Here is a 23,702-nt window from a genome sequence, read left to right as displayed (position 1 = left end):
CGATGTCGGACTCCGCCAGGATAGAAACGTCCTTAGGGCAAGCAGCCGCTAAGTCTGCCGAAGGGATAACCCGGTCAGCGTGCCTTTGCACCTGCCAGCGATAGGAAGATACTGATGCTGTACAAAGGCAGCTGCCATTGCGGCAAGGTTGCGTTCGAGGTGGAGGGCGAGCTTGAGGGCGTCGTGCGCTGCAATTGCTCGATCTGCGCCCGCAAGGGTGCGCTGCTATGGGCCGTGCCACGTGACAGGCTTACCCTCGTCGCCTGGGGCGATGACCTCGGCCGCTACACATTCGGCGAGGCGAGAATAGCGCACCGCTTCTGCCGAACCTGCGGCATCCATCCCTTTGCCGAGGACACCAGCGAAGGCGGCGAACGCAGCGCTTACGTCAACATCAATTGCGTCACCGGTCTCGACCCGTCCGCCTTGCCGATCTTCGACTTCGACGGGCGGGCAGTCTAAGCTTCCCAGTATCCCCATCGCCCGCTACTCGTTCACCGCGACCTCAAAATAACGGCGGCCCGAAAACCGTAAGGGTTCTCGGGCCGCTGCCAGGGACGACCGTTGGGGGAAACTATTCGGCCTGCTTCGGACCGCGCAGAAACACCACGACGGCAGCCAGCAACGTCGCCGCGCCGCAATAGGCAAAGGCGCTGGCGACGCCGGCATGGTCGACCAGCAGACCGCCAAAGACGGCGCCCATCGCAATCGCCACCTGGAAGGTCGCGACCATCAAGCCGCCGGCGCTTTCAGCCTGGTCGGGTGCTGCCCGCACCAGCCAGCTCTGCAACCCGACCGGCACCGCGCCGAAGGCAAAGCCCCAGGCCGCGACGGCGGCGGCCGCGATCATGGGCGAAGTGCCAAGGATCAGCATCGAGGCGGCCGCCAATGCAATCAGCAGGGGCGCCAGCGCCACCGCGACCTTGAGGTTGCGCTCGGCCAGGATGCCGCCGGCGATGTTGCCGAAGAAACCGCCTATGCCGTAGGCCAGCAGCACCAGCGAGATCGTCTCGATGTTGAGCACCGGCACCTTCTCGAGGAAGGGACGGACATAGGTGAAGCCGGCAAAGTGCCCGGACGCGACCAGCAGCACCACCAGCAGGGCAACCCTGATCGACGGCCGCTCCAGCACCTCGAGCAAGGTGCGGAAGCTCGCGACCCCCACCGGCGGCAGCTTTGGAATGGTGGCCAATTGCACCAGCAGCGCCAGCGCCCCGACGATCGTCGCAATCATGAAGGCCGTGCGCCAGCCCCAGACGTCGCCGACATAGGCGCCGACAGGCGCTGCGGTAACGGTGGCAAGCGACACGCCGGTCAGGATGATCGACATGGCGCGCGGCATCAGCCGCATCGGCACCAGCCGCAACGCCATGGCCGCCGACATCGCCCAGAAGCCGCCAAGGGCCACGCCGAGCACGACACGGGCAAGCAGGAGCATGGGCAGCGACGAGGCAAAGGTGGCGAGAAGATTGGACAGGATGAGGAACATCGTCAGCATCCACATCACCAGCCTGCGGTCCATGCGCCTTGTGATGATGGCCATGGTGGGGGCGGCGATGGCGCCGACGATGGCGGTTGCCGTCACCGCCTGCCCTGCCACGCCTTCGCTTACGCTGAGATCGCGCGCCATCGGCGTCAAAAGGCTGGCGGGCAGGAATTCGGCGGTGACCAGACCGAAAACGCCAAGGGCGAGCGAGACCACGACGCCCCATGCGGGCTCGGTTCGTTCATCGGATTCTGCGGGGTTCAGAAGTGCGGCGTCAATGGCGCCTGTCGCGGGTTCGGCCATGGTCAGTCTCCGATGTTTGCAGCGCCACATGGAAGAGAACCGGCTCGGGCTACCGTTACACGCCTTGCCGCCATGGCTTGGCTATGCGGCCGGGTCTTCGGTTTGTTTGCAGCGCAGCATTTGGCTGCAGCACAACATGGGAGTGACGGGTTGGAGTTTCCATGCTATAAACACCAGAATGAATTACAATTCGTCCAAAATGACGCTGCCGACTTCTGGTGATCCGCTGACCGACATGCTGCGCGGACTACGGCTCGACGGCGTCGACTATGGCCGCTGCGTGTTGGGCGAGCCCTGGGCCGTTTCCTTCCCTGCACAGAAGGCAGCGCGGTTTCATTTCATCGGCCAGCAGGGTTGCTGGCTGTTCTCGCCGGCCAGGGAGTGGATCGAACTCTCCGTAGGCGACGCGCTTCTGATCCCGCGCGGCGACGCGCATGTCCTGGCCAGCGCGCCCGGCGTGCCCCCGGTGCCGATCGGCCGCTACACGATCGAACCGGTGTGCGAGAACATATACGACGTCTCCAACGAGTGCGGTGGGCCCAAGACCTTGCTGTTTTGCGGCAGCATGCATTTCAATCTCGACGGCTCGCACCCGCTGCTCGACATGATGCCAAACCTGATGCAGGCGCATAAGTTGATGGCGAACGCGCCCGGTATCCAGCATCTGCTCGACGCGATGGCCGGCGAGGTGACGATGGACCGGGTCGGCTCCGGCGGAATCCTTGCCCGCCTTGCCGATGTGCTCGCCGCCACGATCATCCGCTCCTGGGTGGAGAACGGCTGTGGCGATGCCACCGGCTGGATCGCCGCCGTCCGCAATCCCGACGTCGGCAAAGTGCTGGCAGCCATCCACCTGCAGCCGGACCGCGATTGGAGCGTCGAGGCGCTGGCGCGGATGATGGGAGCCTCGCGCTCCGCCTTTGCCCAGCGCTTCGCCACAGTGGTCGGAGAGACGCCGGCCAAATATGTGCTGCGCGTGCGCATGCACCAGGCCAGGCAATGGTTGGCCCGGGATGGCATGAGGGTATCGGTGGCGGCGGCGAAACTGGCTTATGATTCGGAAGCATCCTTCAGCCGCGCCTTCAAGCGGGTGATGGGCGTGGCGCCGAGCCATCTGCGCCACATTGGTGCCGGCGACGACCCGTCCTGACCTCAGGCAACGAAATCGCTCCAATCCTTCCCGGCTGGAGGAATTGCCAGGTCTTTTGGACGCAGCGTCATTGCCGGCCGGCTTCCGGCGGATAATCTGGTCCGGGGAGGAAATCCCATGGCCAATCATTTCGCACTGCTCGCGCTTGGTGTCCTGTCGGTCATTCCCGGACGCGCCTTTGCCCTCGAGGACAGCTATCTGCCGGCAGGCAAGATCCCTTACGTCTCCGAGGCACCGAACCAGCCGCAGCGCCTGGGACCGCTGTGGGGCGAAAGGGCAAAGGGCCCTGCCGGAACTTTGCTGAAAGTCCCGGGCAACTGGCGTGCTCCTGTTCACGCGCACACCGCCGACTATCGCGCCGTGGTCATCCAGGGTCTGTGGGCTCACTGGCAGATGGAAGGCGGTGAGGCGACCAAGGTCGAACTGCCGCCTGGTTCCTACTGGACACAAAAGGCCAATGAGATGCATGACGACGCCTGCCTCTCGGAGACGGAATGCGTGATCCTGTTGATCAACGACACGCCATACGAGACCTACCTGCCAAAATAGCCGCGCCCTATGACGCGTGCCGCAGGCTGACCCCACTGCCCTTGTCGAACAGCACCACCTTGTCCGGGTTCCAGGCAAAGCGCACCGGTTGCTCGATAGCGACATCGGTCCTGGCCGGCACCGTGGCGCGCAGTGTCGTATCGCCGACCCGCAGCGTCAGGATCTTTTCCACGCCATGGTTCTCGACGTCGTGGACACGCGCCTCGACCGGTGCGCCGCTTTCCAGATAGACATCCTCCGGACGGATGCCGAAGACGAGCGGGCGACCGTCGGTCGCCCCACTCGCCCCAGCCCCCGCAAAGATTTTGGCCGCCCCCGCAAAGGGCAGTTCGAAATTCAACGGCGCCATCACCGCGCGGCCGTTCACCAGCCTGCCGTCGATCAGGTTCATCGGCGGCGAGCCGACGAAGCTCGCCACATAGGTGTCGCGCGGATTGTTGTAGATCTCGTGCGGCGTGCCGGTCTGGATGATGCGGCCGTGGTTGAGCACGCCGACTTTGTCGCCCATCGACATCGCCTCGATCTGGTCGTGGGTCACGAACAGGAAGGTGGCGCCGAGCTGTATCTGCAGGTTCTTCAACTCGGTGCGCAGCGCCTCGCGCAATTTGGCGTCGAGCGCCGACAGCGGCTCGTCCATCAGGAACACGCGCGGCTTGCGCACGATGGCGCGGCCGATGGAGACGCGCTGCATCTCGCCGCCGGATAGCCGGTCGGTCTTGCGGTCGAGCAGGTGCTCGATCCGCAGCGTGCGGGCGGCGCGGTCGACGCGGTCCTTGATCTCGGCGTCCGGCAGACGGCGGATCTTCGGCTTCAGCGGAAATTCGAGATTCTCGCGCACCGTGTAACGCGGATAAAGCGAGTATTGCTGCAGCACCAGCGCCACGTCGCGCTCGGCCGCGCCCCAGTCGGCAACGTCGACCCCGTCGATGAAGACCTGCCCCTCGCTCGGTTTCTCCAGCCCGGCGATCAGCCGCAGCGTCGTCGTCTTGCCGGCACCCGTTTCGCCGAGCAGGACAAAGAATTCGCCATCGGCGATGTCGAGGTCCAGTCCGGTCAAGGCCGTGTGGTTGCCGAAACTCTTGGAAATGTTCTTGAGCTGGATATGGGCCATCAGAGCCTCACCTCAAGCGACTTGCCGCTTGCCTTGTCGAAGAAATGCGCCTGCGTCGGATCGATCCTGGCAAAGACCTTTTCGCCGGGGCCTGAAATGTAGCCGCTCTTGGTGCGGGCACGCAGCATCTTGGAGCCGACCTTGAGGTCGACGATGTCAAAGGAGCCGAGCGGTTCGACGATCTGCGTCTCGACGGCCATGAAGCCATCGGCCGCGTCACGGCGAATGAGCACCCCTTCGGGCCGAATTCCGAGCGCCAGGCTGCCACCGGCATGGCCATTGAGCTTCGACAGCAATGTGCGGGGAAACTCGAAGCCGGAAGCCGCTCCACCGACCGAGACCGAAACGGAAGACGCCGTCTCGGCGACCGCCGCGTCGGCGACGTTCATCACCGGGCTGCCGACGAACTGGGCCACGAACAGGTTGGCCGGACGCGAATAGACCTCGTCGGGCGTTCCCACCTGCTGCAGCACCCCCTCATGCATGATGACGATGCGGTCCGCCAGGCTCATCGCCTCGATCTGATCGTGCGTGACATAGATGGTGGTCGAGCCCTGCTTGATGTGCAGCCGCTTGATCTCGGCCCGCATCTCCTCGCGCAGCTTGGCGTCGAGCGCACCGATCGGCTCATCCATCAGCATCGCCTTCGGCCGCCGCACCAGCGCCCGGCCGATGGCGACGCGCTGCATGTCGCCGCCTGAGAGCGCCGACGGTTTCTTGGCCAGCAGGTCCAAGATTTGCAGCGTTTTGGCGACCGAACGTACTTCCTGATCGATCTCGCTTTTGCTCTTGCGCGTGGCGCGGAGTGGAAAGGCGATGTTCTCGTAGACGCTCATATGCGGGTAGAGCGAAAACGACTGGAACACCATGGCGATATCGCGGTCGGCCGCCTTCAGATGTTGGACCGGCTTGCCGTCGATGAGGATATCGCCCTCATCGATGGTTTCCAGCCCGGCGATGGCGCGCAACGTCGTCGTCTTGCCGCAGCCGGACTGGCCAAGCAGCACGATGAACTCATTGTCCGCGATCTTGAGGTTGAGGTCCTTGATGACCTGGACGGCACCGAAGAATTTCTGGACGCCGCGAAGCTCGATCTGGGTCAATGCTGTGCTCCCGGATTTCGCGCGTCCGCGCCATGGCCGGTGCCGGCCTGTTCCTCGGGCGCGATCTTCGAGGTGATGTTGAAGCCGATCAGCCCGACCAGGATGATGGTCAGGCCATAGGCGTGCAGCAGCATGTTCCAGGGCTGGCAGAGGGCCACGATGCCGAGCACCATGAGTATTTGCGAACCCGGTTCCAGATATTTCTGATTGATGGCGCGAAAGCTCATTTGCGGATTGCTCCGAAGGACATGCCGCGCAAGAGATGATTGCGGAGCAGGAAGGTGAAGATGGCGACCGGCAGCAGGAACAGGAAGGTTCCGGCGGCGATCACCGTCCAGTCCGGCAGGCCGGAGCCGACCTGGCTGGGAATGAACGGCGGCGCGGTCTGGGCGCGGCGGTTGGTCATGATCAGCGCGAAGGCATATTCGTTCCACGCCGTGATGAAGCAGAAGACGGCGGTGGCGGCGATGCCGGTGGCGGCCTCCGGCAGCACGATCTTGAAGAAGGCTTCCATGCGGGTGTAACCGTCGACCAGTGCCGCCTCCTCATATTCCTTCGGGATTTCATCCATGAAACCCTTCATCAGCCACACCGAGAAGGACAGGTTGAAGGCGGTGTAGAGGATGATCAATCCGATGTGGGTATCGTTGAGGCCGACCGCGCGGTACATCAGGAACATCGGGATCGCAACCACCACGGGCGGCAGCATGCGTGTCGACAGGATGAAGAAGAGCAGGTCCGCCTCTCCCTTCACCTTGAAACGCGAGAACCCATAAGCGGTGAACGTGCCCATGCCGACCGCCAGCACCGTCGAAGTGATGGCGATGATCAGCGAGTTCAGAAAGCGGCTCGGATAGCCTGACCACTGGACCTGGCCCTTGCCGTCGCGCACGATCTTTTCGCCACCGTCGAAGACGACGCGCTCCCACCATGGGGCCGCCGCGTACTCTTCCGGCGACGGCGGACTGCGCAATTGAGATCGCTTGGTGAACAGCTTCACAAAGGGCGATATCTCCGGCTGAAAGACGACGGTCGGCGGAATGGTCGTGGCAAGATTGCGCGGCTTGAACGCCGTTGATGCGATCCAGTAGATCGGCGCCAGGAATATTATCGTCACCAGCAGCACGGCGACGATGGCGACGCGGTTGAAGGTGATCTCGGAAGAAGTGCGGACGGCGGCCATCTCAGCGCTCCTTCACCTTGTTGAGGTATTTGACATAGATGTTGGTGATCGCCAGCACCATGATCAGCACGATGTAGGCCATCGCGCAGGAGCGCCCGGTCTGCCATTCCTGGAACGCCATTTTGTAGAGCCGGATCGAGATCAGCTCGGCCGTCGGCTGGCTAGTCAGGATGTAGGCAAGGTCGAAGGTCTTGAACGCTTCCATGGTGCGGAAAATGACCGCAATCATCAGGATCGGCGCGACCAGCGGCAGCGTGATACGGAAGAAGGTGTAGAACGGCCCGGCGCGGTCGATCGCGGCGGCTTCGTAGAGATGCTTCGGCACTGCGGACAGGCCGGCCAGCGACAGCAGCATGACGAAGGGTGACCACATCCAGATGTCGGTCAGCGCGACGGCGTAAAGCGCCATCTTGGGGTCGGCCAGCCACTCGAAATTGCCGAGCCCGAGCGCATAGTTGATGACCCCCCATGACGGGTCGTAAAGCAATTTCCAGAACAGCCCGACGACCGCCATCGACAGCATCATCGGCAGCAGCAGCAGCGTGGTGATAAGACCCTTGAGCGGAATATCCCGGTTGAGCAGCATCGCCACGCCGAAGCCGACGAGCAGCTGTCCGACGACCGAGACAATCACGTATTTCGCCGTGATGGCGAAGTTCGACCAGACATAGGGGTCGTTGAGCAGGTCGCGATAGCTCTGCAGCCCGACGAAATTCGCCGGCGCGTTGGTCGACGCGCGGAAGTCGGTGAAGGAATAGCCGAGCGAGTAGATCAGCGGAAAAATGTTGAAGACGATCAGGAACAGAACCGTCGGGATGATGAAGAGATTGCGGATGGAAATATCGCTCAGGCCGCGCGCCGCGGCACGCGAGGATCTGTCGAGGGTGGTGATCATCGTGGTCGCCAAGACCCTGCTCCCGGTTCAAGAAAAAGAAACGGAGGAGGCGACACCGCCCCCTCCGCGGGACATGAATGATTATTGGCCGCGGCCGTATTTCTTGAAGGTCGCGTTCCAGTCTCCAGCCAAAGCGTCCAGCGTTTCCTTGGCGGTGCCACTGCCGCCGATTATGTAGGGATAGACGCGCTGGTTCAGCTGCTGCAGCAGTTCGGCATATTCCGGCACCGCCCAGAAGTCCTTCACCTTGAACATGGTCTCGTAGAAGGCCTTGTTGTAGGGCGTGGCGTTCTGGAACTCAGGCGACTTGAGCACTGCCTGGCTGCAGGTATAGCCGCCAAGGGCCGCCCACTTCTTCTGGGTCTCGTCCTTGATGAACCATTCGAGGAACTTCATCGCCTCTTCCTGCTTCTGCGAGTACGAGATGACGGAGATGCCTTGCCCGCCGAGCGCGGCGAACTGGTCGCCATTGGGACCGGGAGGGTTGGCGAAGAAGCCGGTGTTCTTGGCATTCGGGTTCGACGCTTCGTTGATCAGCGAGGGGAAGAACGCGAAGAAGTTCATGCTCATCGCGGCCAGGTTTTCCGTGATTGCCTGGTTGTCCTCGACGAAGAACGATTTGGCCCAGCCCGGAGGCGTGAACTTGTAGAGTTCCTTATAGGCATCGAGCGCGGCCACCGCCTTGTCGGAGTTGATGTGACCATCGACCTTGTAGGTCGTGTAGTCGCCCAACTCACCGCCATAGGAGAACAGCGCGTTCTCGAAGCCCATCGCCATCGCGTCGTAGGAATTGTCGGTGTAGATGGCGATTCCGTATCTCTTCTGATCCGGCCGGTGGAAGAACTCGGCGATGTCGCGCAGCGCCTTGAAGTCCTTCGGCACGTCGAGGTCGTAGCCGTACTTGGCCTTGAAGGCTTCCTTCTCCTTCGGATCCTCGAACCAGTCCTTGCGATAGGACCAGCCGACGGCATCGCCCTCGAGCGGGATCGCCCAGTATTTGCCGCTGTTGCCGGGATACTCGGCATAGTATTTCACCGTCGCCGGTGCCATGACGTTGCCAAGATCATGCTTCTTGAAGAAGTCGGTCAGGTCGACATAGTGGCCGCCGGTGGAGCCGGCGCCGAGCCACTGCGAGTCGCCAACGACCAGGTCATAGGCGTCGCCATGGGCGTTGAACTCGGTGAAGGCCTTGGTCTGGAAGTCGGACCAGGGCGTGGTCTCCACCGTGATCTTGACGCCGGTTTCCTTCTCGTACTCGTTGCCGAGTTCCTGCAGGTAATTGGCCGGATCCCACTCCGCCCAGAAGATGGTGAGCGACTTTTCCTGCGCGTAGACGGATGTTCCGCAGGCAAGCGTTAAGCCGATACCAGCAAGCACGCTGGTCACTAACTTGCGCATAATGATTTCCTCCCTTGTGCGCATTCTACCTTGTCTTGCGAGCCGGCGACGGAGCTGGCCCTGGTAGTTCCTCCGGTGGTCGCGCTTTCCGAAATTCGGAGCCTCCTCGCTCTGTCCGGAAATGGGTCGCAGCCCTCACTTTCGATCCGCTTTTCTTTCCAAATCTGGTATTACCAATTATGAATGCGCGTCAAGCCCTTTCTTGCGCAACGATGCCTGCCAAAGCCGTCGAATTTCAGACTTATCCAACTGTTTTCTCTGTATTTTCCTACTCATTGATATGCTTTGGCCTTGTGCGGACTTTTGCATTGCGGGTATTATCAGTGGTCCACGCGCCAATCTGGTAGAACCAGATTAGCGCTATTCCTATGTCGTCGCCAGCGTCATCCCGGCCGTATCGGTGGCCGACTCCGCGATCGCCGCGCGCACCAACGCACTCGCCGCCCATTGCGCGACCGACATCGTCCGGCGGCTGTCCAGCCCCCATATATCCTTGAGCACGATCAGCACCTCCACGCCGAAGATGAGCGACAGCGCCTGCGCCAGCCGCTTGAAATCGCGCGGCGGCAAGCGGCCCTTGAGCGGCGCGAGCGCCTCTTTCAGCAATTCGACGCGATGGCCGCGCGTGAAGGCAGGCTCGCCGCCCAGCGTACCCGCCTGGCGTCGCGCCCATTGATCGAGCGACAGCTTCAACGCTGCCTTGAACGTCGCCTCGAAGGCCTCGATGCGCGGCATGGCCGTATCGAACAGGTCTGCGACCCGGCGCTCGGCATCGGCGGCGGTGGATTTCCAGGTGAGGATCGGCCCGAGCCCCTCGTCGACGACCGCCTGCACCAAGGCTGCCTGGCTCGGGAAATAGCGATAGGCGGTGGCGCGGGAAACCTCGGCCGCCTCCGCCACCTCGCTGACCGAGGGCGTCGCCCCCGCCTGCATCAGCCTTGTCGCCGTCTCCAGCATCAGCCGTTTCGTACGCGCGCGGGGTCCGCGTTCGGCTCTCTCACCGGTGTCTTCGTTCGTTGCGGGTTGTTGACGTGAGACATACATACCAATACGATACGCGCGTCTCAAAAAATTGCAATGGCAGCCCCTTATCCCGGAGTGGCTATGTTGACGCTTTATGGCGCACAAAGCTTTCATCTGCTGAGCATCACCACCTTTGGGCCATCCAGCACAGGGGGGCGCAGATGAAGCGCGTCTATGTGGTGGGCACGGCCGATACCAAGGGCGAGGAACTCGGCTTCCTCGCAGATGCGATCGCAGCCACGGGCGTCGTCGTTTGCCGTGTCGATATCGGCACGCGAGGCGCGACCGTGCCGGTCGACGTCTCGGCTGAGGAGGTCGCCGCCTGTCATCCCGATGGCCGCGGTGCGGTGCTCGGCATCGACGACCGCGGCAGATCGGTTGCGGCGATGGCTGGGGCATTCACGCGCTTTGTCCAGTCGTGCACCGACATATCAGGTGTGATCGGCATTGGCGGTGGTGGCGGCACCTCGATCGTCACCGCGGGCATGCGCGCGCTGCCGCTCGGCCTGCCCAAGATCATGGTCTCGACGCTCGCTTCGGGCGACACCGCTCCCTATGTGGACATATCCGACATCATCATGATGCCGTCGGTGACCGACATGGCTGGCCTCAACCGGCTGTCTCGTGTCGTCCTACACAACGCCGCCCAGGCGATAGCGGGCATGGCAGGCAATCCGGCGCCGGCAGCGGACGGCAAAGCATCGATCGGCCTCACCATGTTCGGCGTCACCACGCCTTGCGTGACCGCAATCGCCGATCAATTGCGCGACATCTACGACTGCATCGTCTTCCATGCCACCGGCACCGGCGGCCGCAGCATGGAGAAATTGGCCGACAGCAGCCTGCTGTCGGGTGTCATCGACATCACCACGACGGAGGTCTGCGACCTGCTGTTCAATGGCGTGCTGCCGGCGACGCAGGATCGTTTCGGTGCCATCGCCCGCACCGGCCTGCCCTATGTCGGTTCGGTGGGCGCGCTCGACATGGTCAACTTCTGGGCGCCTTCGACCATTCCGGAGCGCTATCGCGGCCGGTTGTTCTATGAGCACAACCCGAACGTCACCCTGATGCGCACGACCGCACAGGAATGCCGCGCGATCGGCGAATGGATCGGCACCAGGCTCGCCCATTGCGAAGGTCCAGTGCATTTCCTGATCCCGGAAAAAGGCGTCTCCGCACTCGATATCGAAGGCGGCGCCTTCTTCGATCCGGAAGCCGATGCCGTCCTGTTCGACGCCATCGAGCGCACCATCAGGCCAGGTGCGACGCGCCGCGTCACCCGCCTGCCGCTGCACATCAACGATCCCGAATTCGCCAGGGCCGCGGTCGCTGCCTTTCTCGATATCGCCAGACAGTGAGACCCAGACATGCCAGCCATACCGCGCAAGGACATATTGAAGAAATTCCGGGGAATGATCGACAAGGGCGTGCCGATCGTCGGCGGCGGTGCCGGCACCGGCCTGTCGGCCAAGGCAGAGGAAGCCGGCGGCATCGACCTCATCATCATCTACAATTCCGGCCGCTACCGCATGGCCGGACGCGGTTCGGCCGCGGGCCTGCTCGCCTATGGCAATGCCAACGAGATCGTCAAGGAGATGGCCTATGAGGTCTTGCCGGTGGTCAGGCGCACGCCCGTGCTGGCCGGCGTCAACGGCACCGATCCCTTCGTCATCATGCCGCTGCTGCTGGCGGAACTGAAGACGATGGGCTTTTCCGGCGTGCAGAATTTCCCGACCATCGGTCTCTTCGACGGCACCATGCGGCAGAGCTTCGAGGAGACCGGCATGGGCTTCGGCCTCGAGGTCGACATGATCGCCGAGGCGCACAAGCTCGATCTCTTGACCACGCCCTATGTCTTCACCCCCGAAGAAGCTCGCGCCATGGCCAAGGCCGGAGCCGACATCGTCGTTGCCCATATGGGTGTGACGACTGGCGGCTCGATCGGCGCCACCTCGGCCAAGTCGCTCGACGACTGCGTCGTTGCCATCGACGCCATTGCCGAGGCCGCGCGCTCGGTACGCAAGGATGTCATCCTGCTTTGCCATGGCGGCCCAATCTCAATGCCCGACGATGCGCGCTACATCCTCTCCCATGCCAAAGGCCTGCACGGCTTTTATGGCGCGAGCTCGATGGAACGGCTGCCCGCGGAAGCCGCGATCGCCAGGCAGACAGCGGATTTCAAGGCGCTCGGCGGCGAGAAGACCGCCAAGAAAAAGAAGGGATGATGAGAGATGGCCGACAAGAGCAAGGTGTTTGTCTACCCGAAGGACGTCAGCGCCTTCGGTTTCGACTGGGGGAAATTGTCCCTGACCGTTGCGCCCGAAGTGAATGGCGCGACCCGCTTTTCCGGCGGCGTCGTCGACCTGCCCTCGGGCAAGGGCCATACCCGCCATAACCATCCCGGCGCCGAGGAAATCATCTTCGTCATCTCGGGCCATGGCGAACAGATGGTCGAGGACGAGAAGGGCAATCCGGTGGTCGAGAATGTCGGCCCCGGCTGCACCATCTATGTGCCGGAAAGCCGATTCCACTCGACGCTCAACACTGGTGACGGGCCTATGCAGCTCTTCGTGGTTTATTCGCCGGCGGGACCGGAGCTTGGGTTGCGTGAATTGCCGGATTTCAGGCTGATCCCGGCGGGACAGTGATGATCTGCTCGGGGCGGCGCCGCCCCTCATTGTCCTGCCGGACATTTCTCCCCGTGAAGTGACGGTGAGAAAGACGCTACACCGATGCTTTCGTCAATTTTCAACGGTGCAGGACGAGCGCGGAGGTTGCGACAGCTCCCTTCTGCCCGTCCCTATACGGGAGAAGGTGGCGGCAGCCGGATGAGGGGCAGCGCACCTCAATCCAATCAGGCCGTACCACCCTTGTTCCAGCCCCTGCCCCGATCACCGAACATCACATGACCAGCATCCGTCACCGCCACCGTATCCTCCAGCTTGATGAAGCCGCGCGTCGGGTGAAGCATGGTGGTCTCCACCGACAGCACCATGTTTTTCTCCAGCGGCTTGGCGGCATAAGTGCCTTCATAAGTCACCGGATGGTTGGTCATCAGGAACGGCGCCTCATGCGTGATCAGGCCCATGCCGTGGGCGAAGAAATCCGTGTAGGGCGCGACCTTGGATGTCTTCAGCACACCCTCGGCGTGAGCAATCATGTCGCCGCCAAGCGTGCCCGCCTTCACCTTCGAGAAGGCCGCCTGCTGCATGGTCTCCACCTCGGCCAACAGATCTTCCAGCTCTGCGTCCGGTTCGCCCAGAATGCCCATCCTGCAGAGGTCGCCGATATAGCCGTGATAATTGCCGCCGGAATCGATCGACAGCACCTCGCCGTTCCTCCACGCCTGGCTTGACGAAGCGCGGTTGTGGCTGGAGCCCAGCGTAAGCAGGCAATATTCGAAATGCGCGCCGCGATTGGTCTCCTCGCGCCGTAGCTGCTCGATCATCTCGCTCTTGGTCGTGCCCTCACGCGCCCAGGCGATGGTCGCCAGCATGGAATCCGTGATCAGTTCGGAGGCGGTGCGCAGCTTTTCGAGCTCCGCGTCCGTCTTGATGGCGCGCATGCGTTCCAGCATGTCGGTCGCGTCGATCAATTTCGCGTCGGGCAATGCCTTGCGGACCAGCGCATAGGCGTCCGACGGCAGGAAGCCGGGTTCGATGCCGATGCGGGCACCGTCCTTGCCGATCTTCCTGACATGCTCGACGGCAAGATTGGCGGCATCGAGCGTGCCCCAGCAGGCGGCATGCAGCGTCGGCGTCCAGAACGGATGGTTCTGGTGCTCGCCGCCCTCCATGCGGTTGCCGATATAGGCCGCATGGTCCGGCCCGCCCTTCTCGTAGACGACGATTGGCAGGTAGCGGCTGTGGCCGATCGCATCCATGGCGGCGAAGAAGATGAACTTGTAGCCGCCCAACAGATATTGCGTGTTGTGCTTGGAGGTCGCAAGCAGCACGTCGATGCCCGCCTCCTCCATAAGCCGGTCGACCCTCGCCTGGTCGAACGGGATATTGCTGACGGCACTCTTGCCCGGCGCAATGTTCATCACTCTCTCCCTGAATTGCCCGGGATCGGTGCTGTTTCGCACTCGATCCGCCGGCTCGCGATCAAATCTGCACCATTTTTCTCACTGTGGTCTAGCCAGAATGTTTACGACGCAACGCCCCGACGGTCACCAAGCGTCATTTGTCCATATATCCGCAGATCTGGTCCTACCAGCCAGCCGAATTGAATGGACTTGTGCTAACTGGTCCAGCGGACGAAAATTTCAAAGCCAAGCAACGATGCGCCAATTCCATCTCTGGCGAAACCCTCGGCAAGGCTCATAATCCGCCGCAAGAATGCCGATGCACGCGCCGGCGTTCGAGGGGGTGTTGTCGCGCCCGGTCGCGGAGAGGACGGAGTTCGATCATGTCAGGTTTCACCATTTCCAGGCGCACCATGCTTACCGGCTCGGCAATACTGCTGGCCTCCACGGCCATGCCGACATCAAGCTGGGCACAGACGCCGAAGAAGGGCGGTCGGCTCGTGCTTGCCGCCGATTCCGAGCCACGCAATCTCAATCCGGCGATCGTCGCCTCCAACGGCGTCTTCTTCATCTCCAGCAAGATCGTCGAGACGCTGGCCGAAGCCTCCTTCGAGGGTAAGGATGGGCTTGCACCTCGGCTGGCGGTGAGCTGGGAAGGCGCCGCCGACGGGTTGTCGGCGACGTTCAAGCTGCGCGAAGGAGTCAAATGGCATGACGGCAAGCCGTTCACCTCGGCCGACGTCGCCTTCTCGGCGCTGCGGATCTGGAAGCCGCTGCAGAATCTCGGCCGCACGGTGTTCAAGGACCTCAGCGCGGTCGACACACCAGACGATCTGACCGCAGTGTTCAAATTCGCCAAGCCGACGCCGTTCCAGCTGATCCGAAACGCCTTGCCGGCACTGTCGAGCGTCGTGCCGAAGCACGTCTACGAAGTCGGCAAGATCGAGGACAACCCGGCCAACAACGCACCCATCGGCACCGGGCCGTTCAAGTTCGGCGAGTACAAGGCCGGCCAGTATTACCGGCTGACGAAGAACACCGATTACTGGAGTAAGGACGAGCCCTATCTCGACGAAATCATTTATCAGGTCCTGCCCGACCGTACCTCGGCCGCTGCCGCGCTCGAGGCCGAGGAAATCCAGCTCGCGGCTTTCTCCGCCGTGCCACTGGCCGACCTCGACCGCATCTCCAAGGTTCCCGGCCTGAAGGTCATCACCAAGGGTTATGAGGGCCTGACCTACCAGCTCGTGGTCGAGATCAACCATCGCCGCAAGGAACTGGCCGACATCAAGGTGCGCCAGGCCATCGCGCATGCCATCGACAAGGATTTCGTCGTCAAGACGATGTTCCTCGGCTATGCCGCCACCGCCACCGGCCCGGTGCCGAAGAACGATCCGCAATTCTACACCGCCGACGTGCCGACTTATGCCTTCGACGTCGCCAAGGCCAACGCGCTGCTCGATGAAGCCGGTTACAGGAAAGGCGCCGACGGCAACCGTTTCTCGCTCAAGCTCTTGCCGGCCCCCTATTTCAACGAGACAAAACAGTTCGGCGACTATCTGCGCCAGGCGCTCGCGGCAATAGGCATCGACGCGCAGCTGGTCAACAACGACTCGGCGGCGCACATCAAGGCGGTCTACACAGACCACGCCTTCGACCTCGCGGTCGGCCCGCCGGTCTTCCGCGGCGACCCGGCGATCTCGACCACCATCCTGGTGCAGAGCGGCATTCCCGATGGCGTGCCGTTCTCCAACCAAGGCGGCTACAAGAACGACGCGCTCGACGCGCTGATCACCAAGGCCTCCGAAACGCTCGACACCACGGCGCGCACCGACCTCTACAAGGAGTTCCAGAAGCAGGTCGCGGCCGACCTGCCGCTGATCAACGTCGCCGAATGGAGTTTTATCAGCGTCGCCAGTGACAAGGTCGGCAACATCGCCAACAACCCGCGCTGGGCGGTTTCGAACTGGGCGGACACATATTTGGAATCGTGACACACTCACCCGGATGAGAATTCGCGCGAGAATGGGACCTTGGGCAAAAGCCGAGTTCCTTCACACCCCCCTCTGTCCTGCCGGACATCTCCCCCGCAGGGGGGGAGATCAGCAACTTGTCCGTCTCGCCAATTCTGCAACATCGGAGATTGGGCAGGTCGCTGGCAACAGCCAATCTCCCCCCTTGCGGGGGAGATGTCCGGCAGGACAGAGGGGGGCGCCGGGGCTCGGCATTTGTTATAGCCAGCCGCGCGTCAAAATTCCGGGGCGCCGATGACCCTGGTCCTCCTCCGCCGTCGCCTCGTCGGCAGCATTTTCGTACTGCTGATCGTCGTCATCGGCACTTTCCTTTTGCTCGAAGCCGCCCCGGGTGATGCAGTCGACGCCTACATCGTCTCGACCGGCGGCGATGCCGGTATGATCGAGCTCTTGCGCCACCGCTGGGGCCTTGACCAGTCGGAGTTGACGCGGCTCGCCAATTATCTCTGGGCATTGCTGCATCTCGACCTCGGCCAGTCCGTCACCTTCTCCAGGCCGATCCGCGACGTCATCCTCGAGCGCTTGCCGACCACGCTCATCCTGATGGTCAGCGCCACCGCGCTCTCCTTCGGCCTCGGCTCGACGCTCGGCATCTATGCCGGCGCAAGGCCCGGCAGTTTGCGCGACCGTTTTCTCTCCGTCGCCTCGCTGGCGCTCTACGCGGTGCCCGGCTTCTGGCTCGGCCTGGTGCTGATCGTAATCTTCGCCGTCGACCTGCGCTGGCTGCCGATCGGCGGCGTCGAGACGCTGGCCTCGGACAAGACCGGTCTCGACCGCGCCGCCGACATAGCTATCCATCTGGTGCTGCCGGTTTCAGCACTCGGCTTCATCTATCTGGCGCTCTATCTGCGCATGATGCGCGCCGGCATGGCCGAGGTCTGGCGCCAGGATTTTGTGCTGGCCTCCCGCGCCAGGGGGCTGTCGCGCCGCCGCATCGTGCTCGCCCATGTCGCCCGCAACGCACTGCTGCCGCTGGTCACCATGCTCGGTCTGCAATCGGCGCAGATGCTGGGTGGCAGCGTCGTCATCGAGAGCGTCTTTGCCGTGCCCGGCCTCGGCCGGCTGGCGCAGGAAGCGGTGGCCGCGCGCGACACCCCCTTGCTGCTTGGCATCATCCTCACAAGCGCAGTGCTGGTCATCCTCATCAACCTTCTTGTCGACATCGCCTATGCCTTCCTCGACCCGCGCGTCGGCGCCAGTGAGGCGGGCGCATGAGACGTCTGCGCCGCTTCCTGCGCACGCCCGAGGCAGTTGCCGGCACTATCCTTTTGACGGTGCTGTTTGCCATGGCGCTGTCGGCCTCGCTGTTGTTTCCCGGGGACCCGCAAGCGATTGCCGGCCCCGCGCTGCTGCCGCCATTCCAGGATTGGTCGCTGCCGCTCGGCACCGACCGGCTCGGCCGCGACGTACTGGCCGAACTGTTCCACGGCGCCCGCACCTCGCTTGCTGTCGGCCTTGCCGCGGCCGCCGCGGCCCTCGTCATCGGCGCGGTCGTCGGCACGCTGGCCGGCTTTGCCGGCGGCCTCGTCGACGAGGTGCTGATGCGCATCACCGACGCGTTCCAGACCGTGCCTGGCTTCCTGCTGGCACTGGCCTTCGTCAGCGTGGTTGGCCCCTCGCTCGGCGTCGTCGTCGTGGCGATAGCGCTCGGCACCTGGACCGGGCCAGCGCGCATTGCGCGCGCGGAAGTGCTGTCGATCCGTGAGCGCGACTATGTCGCCGGTGCCCGCGTCATCGGCATGCGTCCGCTGGAGATCGCCTTTCGCGAAGTGCTGCCCAATGCCTTGCCGCCGGTGCTGGCGATGTCGTCGGTCATCGTCGCCGCCGCGATCCTCACTGAAGCGGCTCTGTCCTTCCTTGGCCTCGGGGATCCCAACCGCGTCACCTGGGGCGGCATGATCGCGGAAGGGCGCGCTGTCTTGCGCACCGCGCCGTTCCTCTCGATCGTCCCGGGCATTGCGCTGGTGCTGACGGTATTGGGCGTCTATCTCGCCGGCGAAGGCATCGTCGAGACGACGGCCGTGCGCAGGGGTCTGTCGTGACGGTGCTGGTGTCGATCCGCGATCTGACGGTGACCTACCGCCGCGATGGCAGCGACGTCGCGGCGCTGAAGAACATTACTCTCAATGTCCAGGCAGGCGAACGGCTGGCGATTATCGGCGAAAGCGGTTCGGGCAAGAGCACGCTGGCGCTGGCGATCGCGGGGTTGTTGCCGCAGTCCGCCAGGGCAGAAGGGAGCATCGAGTGGTTCTCCCTTTCATCGTTGGGTGCCAAGGCACCCCCCTCTGTCCTGCCGGAGGGGGGCCTCGTAGGGCGCAGGGGCCGAAAGTCTGCCTCCAAGCCAAACCATACCCTCCTCGGCGGCCGCGACATCGGCTTCGTCTTCCAGGACCCATCAGCCAGCCTCGACCCGGTGATGACCGTCGGCAAACAAATCGCGGAAGTGGTGCGCACCCATCTTGGTCTCGGCTGGCCAGCATCTCATGTCAGGGCAAAGACACTGCTCGAACGCGTCCACCTGCCCGACCCGGACTCCACCATTCACGCCTTCCCGCACCAGCTCTCCGGCGGTCAAAAGCAGCGTGTGGCGATTGCCGCCGCGATTGCCGCCGGGCCGAAACTGCTGATCGCCGACGAGGCGACCAGCGCGCTCGACACCATCGTGCAGGCCGAGATCATCGCGCTGATCCGACGGCTGGTGGCCGAGGACGGCATGGCGCTGCTGTTTATCAGCCATGACATTGCGCTCGCCGCCGAGCTTGCCGAACGCATCGCCGTATTTCGTCATGCCGAACTGATCGAAATCGGCGGCACTGGGCAAATCGTCAACGCACCGACGCAAGCCTATACACGCGCGCTGCTCGACGCCCATATCGGCCTCGACGCCGAGCCCTTGCTGAACCGAAGCGGCTGAACCCATGAACCTGCTGACGGTGTCCAATCTCATCAAACGCTATAGTCGCGGCGGCAAGACTCTCGCCGCGGTGGACGATGTCTCCTTCCATGTCGAGCCAGGCGAAACGCTGGCGCTGGCAGGCCCTTCCGGCAGCGGCAAGTCGACAATCGCGCGGCTGGTGCTGCGACTGATCGAGCCGGATGGCGGACGCATCGAATTCGAAGGTGATAATTTCCTTGCCTTGCGCGGCGCGGCCTTGCGTGCGCGCCGCGCCCGCCTGCAGATGGTGTTCCAGGATCCGCTCGCCGCCTTCAATCCGCGCGCCACGGTGGCGCGCGTCCTCGACGACCCCTTGCGCATCCACGGCGTCGCCTCGCGATTCGAGCGCCCGCGCCGCATCGCTGCCTTGCTGGAACGGGTCGGCCTGGCGGCCGATCTCGCGCCCCGCGCCATCCACGAAATCTCCGGCGGTCAGCGGCAGCGCGTGGCGATTGCCCGCGCCATCGCCACCAAACCGTCGCTGATCGTGCTTGACGAAGCAGTATCGGCGCTCGATGTTTCAGTGCGCGGCCAGATCCTCAATCTGCTGCTCGACCTGCAGCGCGAGGAACGGATCGCCTATCTCTTCATTTCGCATGATCTCGGCGTCGTCCGGGCGGTCGCCCACCGTGTCATCCTTTTCGATGCCGGTCGGATCGCCGAGAACGGTGATGCCCGAACCGTCATCGGTGCACCGCAATCGGCCGTCGGCCAGGCGCTGGTGGCAGCCGCCCCGAGATTACACACGACCACACAGGACGCATCATGACCGATCCCGAAGCCAGAGCAGAGAAACTGTCGCGCGAGCTCGATTCCGCCTTCCGCAACCGCGCCGATCTCTATCGCCTTTTTCTCGACGAATTGACCGAGGAGCTGGGCGCTGAAAAGGCCGAGGCGATCATGATCCGCACCATCGAACAGCGTGGTAGGGAGGTTGCAGCGGCCGCTTTTGCCACCTTCGGCCCCAACGATGCGCCAGCAATCGGCGAGGCGTTTCTGGCTGTCAGCCCGGATAGCGGCCTGATGTACCCGACCGATATCGAACGCAGTGATGACCGCATCGCTTTCAAGGTCAAGCGCTGCCCGCTGAAGGATGCCTGGGTCGAGGCTGGTGTCGGCGACGACAAGCTCGCGACCCTCTGCCGCATCGCCGGCGCCTTCGACCGCGGGCTGTTCGAGGCGACCGGCGTGCGCTTCGACAACATCACCTGGACGCCGGGCCACGGATCCGGCTGCTGCCACATCGTGCTAACCAATCGCGATGCCGGCTAAGCAATTTATCGTCCAAAGAATGCGTTGTGGTTCAGCTCTGGCTGAGCCCAAAGCGGCTGATACCGCATCACCTGAATATCAACACGCCCTAACCCCCGACCATCAGCCGGACGACCTCATCATGGTTGGTCTCGGAAATCTTGCGCTCGCCGGCCTGGACGCCGCGCCGCAGCACGACGATGCGGTCCGAGACCGCAAAGATATCCTGCAGATTATGCGAGATGAAGATCACGCCGCGTCCTTGCGCCTTGAGCTGGTGGATCAGCGAAATCACCTTGCGCTGCTCCGGCACGCCCAATGCCGCCGTCGGTTCGTCCATGATGAGGATCTGCGCGTCCCAGTAGACGGCGCGGCCGATGGCGACGGCCTGGCGCTGGCCGCCTGAGAAATTGCTGACCGGGGCGTTCATCCGGCTGACGTGGAAATCCAGCCGCTTCATCGTCTCCCTGGCCGCGTCGGCCATCGCCTTGCGGTCGAGCACCGGCAGGAAGCCGAACGCCTTGCGCATCGGTTCGCGGCCAAGGAAGATGTTGGCGCCGATCGATAGATTGTCGGCCAAGGCCAGATCCTGGTAGATCGTCTCGATGCCTTTTTCGCGCGCCTCCTGCGGCGTCGCGAATGCCACCGGCTGGCCACCGAGCAGGATTTCGCCGCCTGTCGGCTGGAACACGCCCGAGATCGCCTTGATCAGCGTTGTCTTGCCTGCACCATTGTCGCCGGCAAGCGCCACCACTTCGCCCGCCCGCACGGCCATGGAGAAATCATTCAGCGCACGCACGGCGCCGAAATGCTTGGACAAGTTGCGGACTTCGAGCAAGGGGGTGTTCGGGTTGGTGTTATTCATCCTGGCGGCCTCCACTGAACCGGCGCTGCGCCTGGTCTATGAGCACGGAAATGATGATGACGACGCCGACGGCGATGAACTGCCAGAACGGCTCGACATTGACGAAGACCAGCCCGTACTGGATCACCGCGATCACCAGCGCGCCGGCGACCGTGCCCAGGATCGTGCCGGAGCCGCCGAACAGGCTGGCGCCGCCGATCACCACCGCAGCGACGCTGTCGAGCAGCAACGGCTCGCCGGCTTGTGCCGCGCCGGCGGTGAAGCGCGCCGCGTAGAGCGCCCCGCCAAGGCCGGCGCACATCGCCGACAGCACATAGAGCCGCAATATGTGGCCCCTGATGTCGATACCGGCACGCCGCGCCGCCTGCACATTGGCGCCGATGGCATAATTGTGTTGGCCGAACCGCGTCTGGCCGAGCAGATAATGCATCGCGATGACGAAGACGGCAGCGATCATGACCAGATAAGGCACGCCGTGGAACTTGCCATTGCCGAGCAGCGCGAACCAGGAATTCTGCACCGGCACAGTCGTGCCGCCGGCAAGCAGGAAGGCGACACCGCGCGCCACGCCGAACATGCCGAGCGTTCCGATGAACGGCGGCACCCTGAGGCGCGAGATTAGGAGGCCATTGATAATGCCGGGCAAGCTGGCGACTATCACCGCCGCAAGGATGCCAGCCAGCATGGCCAGCGGCAAGGGAATGGCGGCGCCCGCCAGATTGGTGGCATGTGCGGCAACGACTGCGGCAAGCCCCATGATGAAGCCGAGCGACAGGTCTATACCGCCCGAAATGATGACGAAGGTCTGTCCGGTCGCAAGCAGCAGCGGCGCTATCGCGAAGATCGCGATGGACTGCAAGTTGAACGGGTTGAGCACGAACGTCGCGCCGAAGGCGAACCTCGACCATATCTCGAAACAGATGATCAGGCCGGCGAGGAACAACCAGGCGCGCCCTTCGGCGATGCGTCCGATCAGGGTCCTGGCCGGATCGCCATGATCGGCCTGGGGGGCGACATGCTTCTCGGCCGGCTGGGCTGGTGATGTCGAGGTCATGAATACTCCGCGGCGCGGCTGCCTTCAAACAGGCCCCGCCTTTTGCGGGACCCGGCACGAGCTCCCCCCGGCGACCGGGAGGAGCCAAGCTCGTCTGGACCTACTCGGAGTAGAGATACTTCGAGATCTTCGGGTCCGCGATGTTGGACTTGTCCATGATCGTGAAGCCGGTGCCGATCGCGACTGGGATCGACTGGCCGGTCAGATGGGCATAGGCCGAAACGACCCCGAAATAACCGATCTCGGCGGGATGCTGGGCGATTGCCACATCCACGAGGCCGGTATTGATGTTGTCGACGATGCTGGTCGGTGCATCGAAGGCAACGACCTTGACGGTGCCCGTCTGGCCCGCCTGCTTGACGCCGTTGGCGGCACCCAGGGCCGAGAACAGATTGGCGCCGAACACGCGGACGAGATCGGGATTGCGCGCGAAGACAGCCTGCAGCTGCGAGGCCGCCTTGTTGGCGTCGTCATCATTGAATTGGGTCTCCAGCACGGTGATGCCCGTATGCTTGGCCATCTCCTTCTTGAACCCTTCTTCGCGCTGGTCGGTGGTCGAAATGCCGGGCTTGACGTTCGACACATAGACCTTGCCCTTGTCGCCGATGGCGGTGGCCAGCGCGCGCGCGGCGATCTCGCCGCCCAGCACATTGTCCGAGGCAATGTAGGCCAGCGGGAAATCGGCATCGCCGGCACCCGTCTGGTAGACGCCGCTGCCGATGAAAGTATCGACTGTTATGACCGGGATGCCGGCGTCATTGGCCTTGCGCAGCGGCTCGACCAGCTGAACCTTGTCGGTCGGCGCGATCAGGATCGCATCCGGCTTCTTGGCGATGACCGCGTCGAGCACCGGCACCTGGGTGACCGGGTTGAAGTCTGGAGCGCCCTGGAAGACTAGGTTCACGCCGAGCGCATCGGCCGCCGCCTGGGCACCCTTGCGCATGGTGATGTAGAAGCCGTCGGTGGTGAGGCCTGGAATGAGCGCAATGGTGTATTTCTTGTCCTGCGCCTGCGCGGGCGCCATCAGCACCGTCGCGCTGACGGCAAGTACCGCGAGCGCGGCAACGATCTTCTTCATGACATCCTCCTCATTGTTGGCAGTTCTGCCGTTTTCGGTGACATTGGAATGGCCGTCATCCGCGCGGAGGCAGGATGCCGACGGCCGGGAACGCCTGTTGCCTTTCGCGGGCAGCTCCTCCCAAGCGCCCTCCAGTCTAAATGTCAGCCGGTCCAGCCGACCGGCACGATCGCCGTGCTCGCTTTCCTCGCCTCCGCGAGGTCAGGGAACCACCGCGCCCGGCATGCCTGCACGCCGGGTTCGCAGTTTGTAACACTT

At 63.3% G+C, this 23,702-nt stretch carries 24 protein-coding genes; 12 read left to right on the top strand and 12 right to left on the bottom strand.

Annotation, left to right across the window (positions count from 1 at the left end):
* Positions 1-114 precede the first annotated feature (114 nt).
* Positions 115-462 (top strand): GFA family protein, encoded by a 348-nt coding sequence (locus tag M653_RS0118265; RefSeq protein WP_027144644.1) that lies wholly within the window; start codon positions 115-117, stop codon positions 460-462.
* A 112-nt stretch (positions 463-574) separates the two neighbouring features.
* On the opposite strand, the gene M653_RS0118260 is transcribed toward M653_RS0118265, so the two are convergent.
* The gene (locus M653_RS0118260; protein ID WP_027144643.1) at positions 575-1,789 is read right to left on the bottom strand and encodes an MFS transporter; all 1,215 of its coding nucleotides are present in this window, start codon (positions 1,787-1,789) and stop codon (positions 575-577) included.
* 178 nt (positions 1,790-1,967) lie between these two features.
* Between M653_RS0118260 and M653_RS0118255 the strand changes: the two genes are divergently transcribed.
* Positions 1,968-2,939 (top strand): AraC family transcriptional regulator, encoded by a 972-nt coding sequence (locus M653_RS0118255; RefSeq protein WP_027144642.1) that lies wholly within the window; start codon positions 1,968-1,970, stop codon positions 2,937-2,939.
* A gap of 117 nt (positions 2,940-3,056) precedes the next feature.
* A complete protein-coding gene (locus tag M653_RS0118250; protein ID WP_027144641.1) occupies positions 3,057-3,488 on the top strand; it encodes a DUF4437 domain-containing protein in 432 nt (143 codons plus the stop codon).
* 7 nt (positions 3,489-3,495) lie between these two features.
* Here the strand turns inward: M653_RS0118250 and M653_RS0118245 are convergent, their stop codons facing one another.
* The 7 genes from M653_RS0118245 to M653_RS0118215 all read right to left on the bottom strand — a co-directional run bounded on the left by M653_RS0118245 (position 3,496) and on the right by M653_RS0118215 (position 10,222).
* On the bottom strand, positions 3,496-4,599 hold the full coding sequence (locus M653_RS0118245) for an ABC transporter ATP-binding protein (protein ID WP_027144640.1): 1,104 nt from the start codon (positions 4,597-4,599) through the stop codon (positions 3,496-3,498).
* Complete coding sequence (locus tag M653_RS0118240; protein WP_027144639.1) at positions 4,599-5,702, bottom strand: ABC transporter ATP-binding protein; 1,104 nt, start codon at positions 5,700-5,702, stop codon at positions 4,599-4,601. Before M653_RS0118240 ends, M653_RS0118245 begins: the two co-directional genes overlap by 1 nt.
* Entirely contained in the window at positions 5,699-5,929 is a 231-nt protein-coding gene (locus M653_RS0118235; RefSeq protein WP_027144638.1) for a hypothetical protein, read from the bottom strand. The genes M653_RS0118240 and M653_RS0118235 overlap by 4 nt, the downstream gene beginning before the upstream one ends.
* On the bottom strand, positions 5,926-6,885 hold the full coding sequence (locus tag M653_RS0118230; RefSeq protein ID WP_027144637.1) for a carbohydrate ABC transporter permease: 960 nt from the start codon (positions 6,883-6,885) through the stop codon (positions 5,926-5,928). Before M653_RS0118230 ends, M653_RS0118235 begins: the two co-directional genes overlap by 4 nt.
* Before the next feature lies 1 nt (position 6,886).
* Positions 6,887-7,792, bottom strand: coding sequence for a sugar ABC transporter permease (locus M653_RS0118225; RefSeq protein ID WP_027144636.1), 906 nt, complete (start codon positions 7,790-7,792; stop codon positions 6,887-6,889).
* A 69-nt stretch (positions 7,793-7,861) separates the two neighbouring features.
* The gene (locus M653_RS0118220; RefSeq protein ID WP_027144635.1) at positions 7,862-9,178 is read right to left on the bottom strand and encodes an ABC transporter substrate-binding protein; all 1,317 of its coding nucleotides are present in this window, start codon (positions 9,176-9,178) and stop codon (positions 7,862-7,864) included.
* Between the two features lie 366 nt (positions 9,179-9,544).
* On the bottom strand, positions 9,545-10,222 hold the full coding sequence (locus tag M653_RS0118215) for a TetR/AcrR family transcriptional regulator (RefSeq protein WP_027144634.1): 678 nt from the start codon (positions 10,220-10,222) through the stop codon (positions 9,545-9,547).
* Between the two features lie 140 nt (positions 10,223-10,362).
* Here M653_RS0118215 and M653_RS0118210 point away from each other — a divergent pair, with 140 nt between their 5' ends.
* From M653_RS0118210 to M653_RS0118200, 3 genes are read left to right on the top strand one after another with little or no spacing between them, the layout of a single operon-like run.
* Complete coding sequence (locus M653_RS0118210; RefSeq protein ID WP_027144633.1) at positions 10,363-11,559, top strand: Tm-1-like ATP-binding domain-containing protein; 1,197 nt, start codon at positions 10,363-10,365, stop codon at positions 11,557-11,559.
* A gap of 9 nt (positions 11,560-11,568) precedes the next feature.
* Complete coding sequence (locus M653_RS0118205; protein ID WP_027144632.1) at positions 11,569-12,426, top strand: phosphoenolpyruvate hydrolase family protein; 858 nt, start codon at positions 11,569-11,571, stop codon at positions 12,424-12,426.
* Positions 12,427-12,432: 6 nt separating this feature from the next.
* The gene (locus M653_RS0118200; RefSeq protein ID WP_027144631.1) at positions 12,433-12,849 is read left to right on the top strand and encodes a cupin domain-containing protein; all 417 of its coding nucleotides are present in this window, start codon (positions 12,433-12,435) and stop codon (positions 12,847-12,849) included.
* A gap of 206 nt (positions 12,850-13,055) precedes the next feature.
* On the opposite strand, the gene M653_RS0118195 is transcribed toward M653_RS0118200, so the two are convergent.
* Positions 13,056-14,246 carry a Xaa-Pro peptidase family protein gene (locus M653_RS0118195; RefSeq protein WP_027144630.1) on the bottom strand — a complete coding sequence of 397 codons (1,191 nt, stop codon included), beginning with the start codon at positions 14,244-14,246 and terminating at the stop codon, positions 13,056-13,058.
* A 365-nt stretch (positions 14,247-14,611) separates the two neighbouring features.
* Here M653_RS0118195 and M653_RS0118190 point away from each other — a divergent pair, with 365 nt between their 5' ends.
* From M653_RS0118190 to M653_RS0118165, 6 genes are all read left to right on the top strand, one after another.
* A complete protein-coding gene (locus M653_RS0118190; RefSeq protein ID WP_027144629.1) occupies positions 14,612-16,222 on the top strand; it encodes an ABC transporter substrate-binding protein in 1,611 nt (536 codons plus the stop codon).
* Between the two features lie 273 nt (positions 16,223-16,495).
* On the top strand, positions 16,496-17,476 hold the full coding sequence (locus M653_RS0118185; protein WP_027144628.1) for an ABC transporter permease: 981 nt from the start codon (positions 16,496-16,498) through the stop codon (positions 17,474-17,476).
* Positions 17,473-18,303: an ABC transporter permease gene (locus M653_RS0118180; RefSeq protein ID WP_027144627.1), complete on the top strand. Its 831-nt coding sequence runs from the start codon at positions 17,473-17,475 to the stop codon at positions 18,301-18,303. The genes M653_RS0118185 and M653_RS0118180 overlap by 4 nt, the downstream gene beginning before the upstream one ends.
* On the top strand, positions 18,300-19,175 hold the full coding sequence (locus M653_RS0118175; protein ID WP_027144626.1) for an ABC transporter ATP-binding protein: 876 nt from the start codon (positions 18,300-18,302) through the stop codon (positions 19,173-19,175). Before M653_RS0118180 ends, M653_RS0118175 begins: the two co-directional genes overlap by 4 nt.
* A gap of 4 nt (positions 19,176-19,179) precedes the next feature.
* Positions 19,180-19,965, top strand: coding sequence for an ATP-binding cassette domain-containing protein (locus M653_RS0118170; RefSeq protein ID WP_027144625.1), 786 nt, complete (start codon positions 19,180-19,182; stop codon positions 19,963-19,965).
* The gene (locus M653_RS0118165) at positions 19,962-20,468 is read left to right on the top strand and encodes an L-2-amino-thiazoline-4-carboxylic acid hydrolase (protein WP_027144624.1); all 507 of its coding nucleotides are present in this window, start codon (positions 19,962-19,964) and stop codon (positions 20,466-20,468) included. Before M653_RS0118170 ends, M653_RS0118165 begins: the two co-directional genes overlap by 4 nt.
* Before the next feature lie 88 nt (positions 20,469-20,556).
* Here the strand turns inward: M653_RS0118165 and M653_RS0118160 are convergent, their stop codons facing one another.
* The 3 genes from M653_RS0118160 to M653_RS0118150 form a co-directional block, all read right to left on the bottom strand.
* Positions 20,557-21,312 carry an ATP-binding cassette domain-containing protein gene (locus M653_RS0118160; protein ID WP_027144623.1) on the bottom strand — a complete coding sequence of 252 codons (756 nt, stop codon included), beginning with the start codon at positions 21,310-21,312 and terminating at the stop codon, positions 20,557-20,559.
* A complete protein-coding gene (locus M653_RS0118155) occupies positions 21,305-22,366 on the bottom strand; it encodes a ribose ABC transporter (protein WP_027144622.1) in 1,062 nt (353 codons plus the stop codon). Before M653_RS0118155 ends, M653_RS0118160 begins: the two co-directional genes overlap by 8 nt.
* A 100-nt stretch (positions 22,367-22,466) precedes the next feature.
* Entirely contained in the window at positions 22,467-23,444 is a 978-nt protein-coding gene (locus M653_RS0118150; protein WP_027144621.1) for an ABC transporter substrate-binding protein, read from the bottom strand.
* Positions 23,445-23,702 lie beyond the last annotated feature (258 nt).

Source organism: Mesorhizobium sp. WSM3626 (genome assembly GCF_000513935.1).
Classification (GTDB): Bacteria; Pseudomonadota; Alphaproteobacteria; order Rhizobiales; family Rhizobiaceae; genus Mesorhizobium; species Mesorhizobium salmacidum.
Note: the sequence above shows the minus strand (reverse complement) of the source record. Positions and strands in the feature narration are given on the sequence as shown.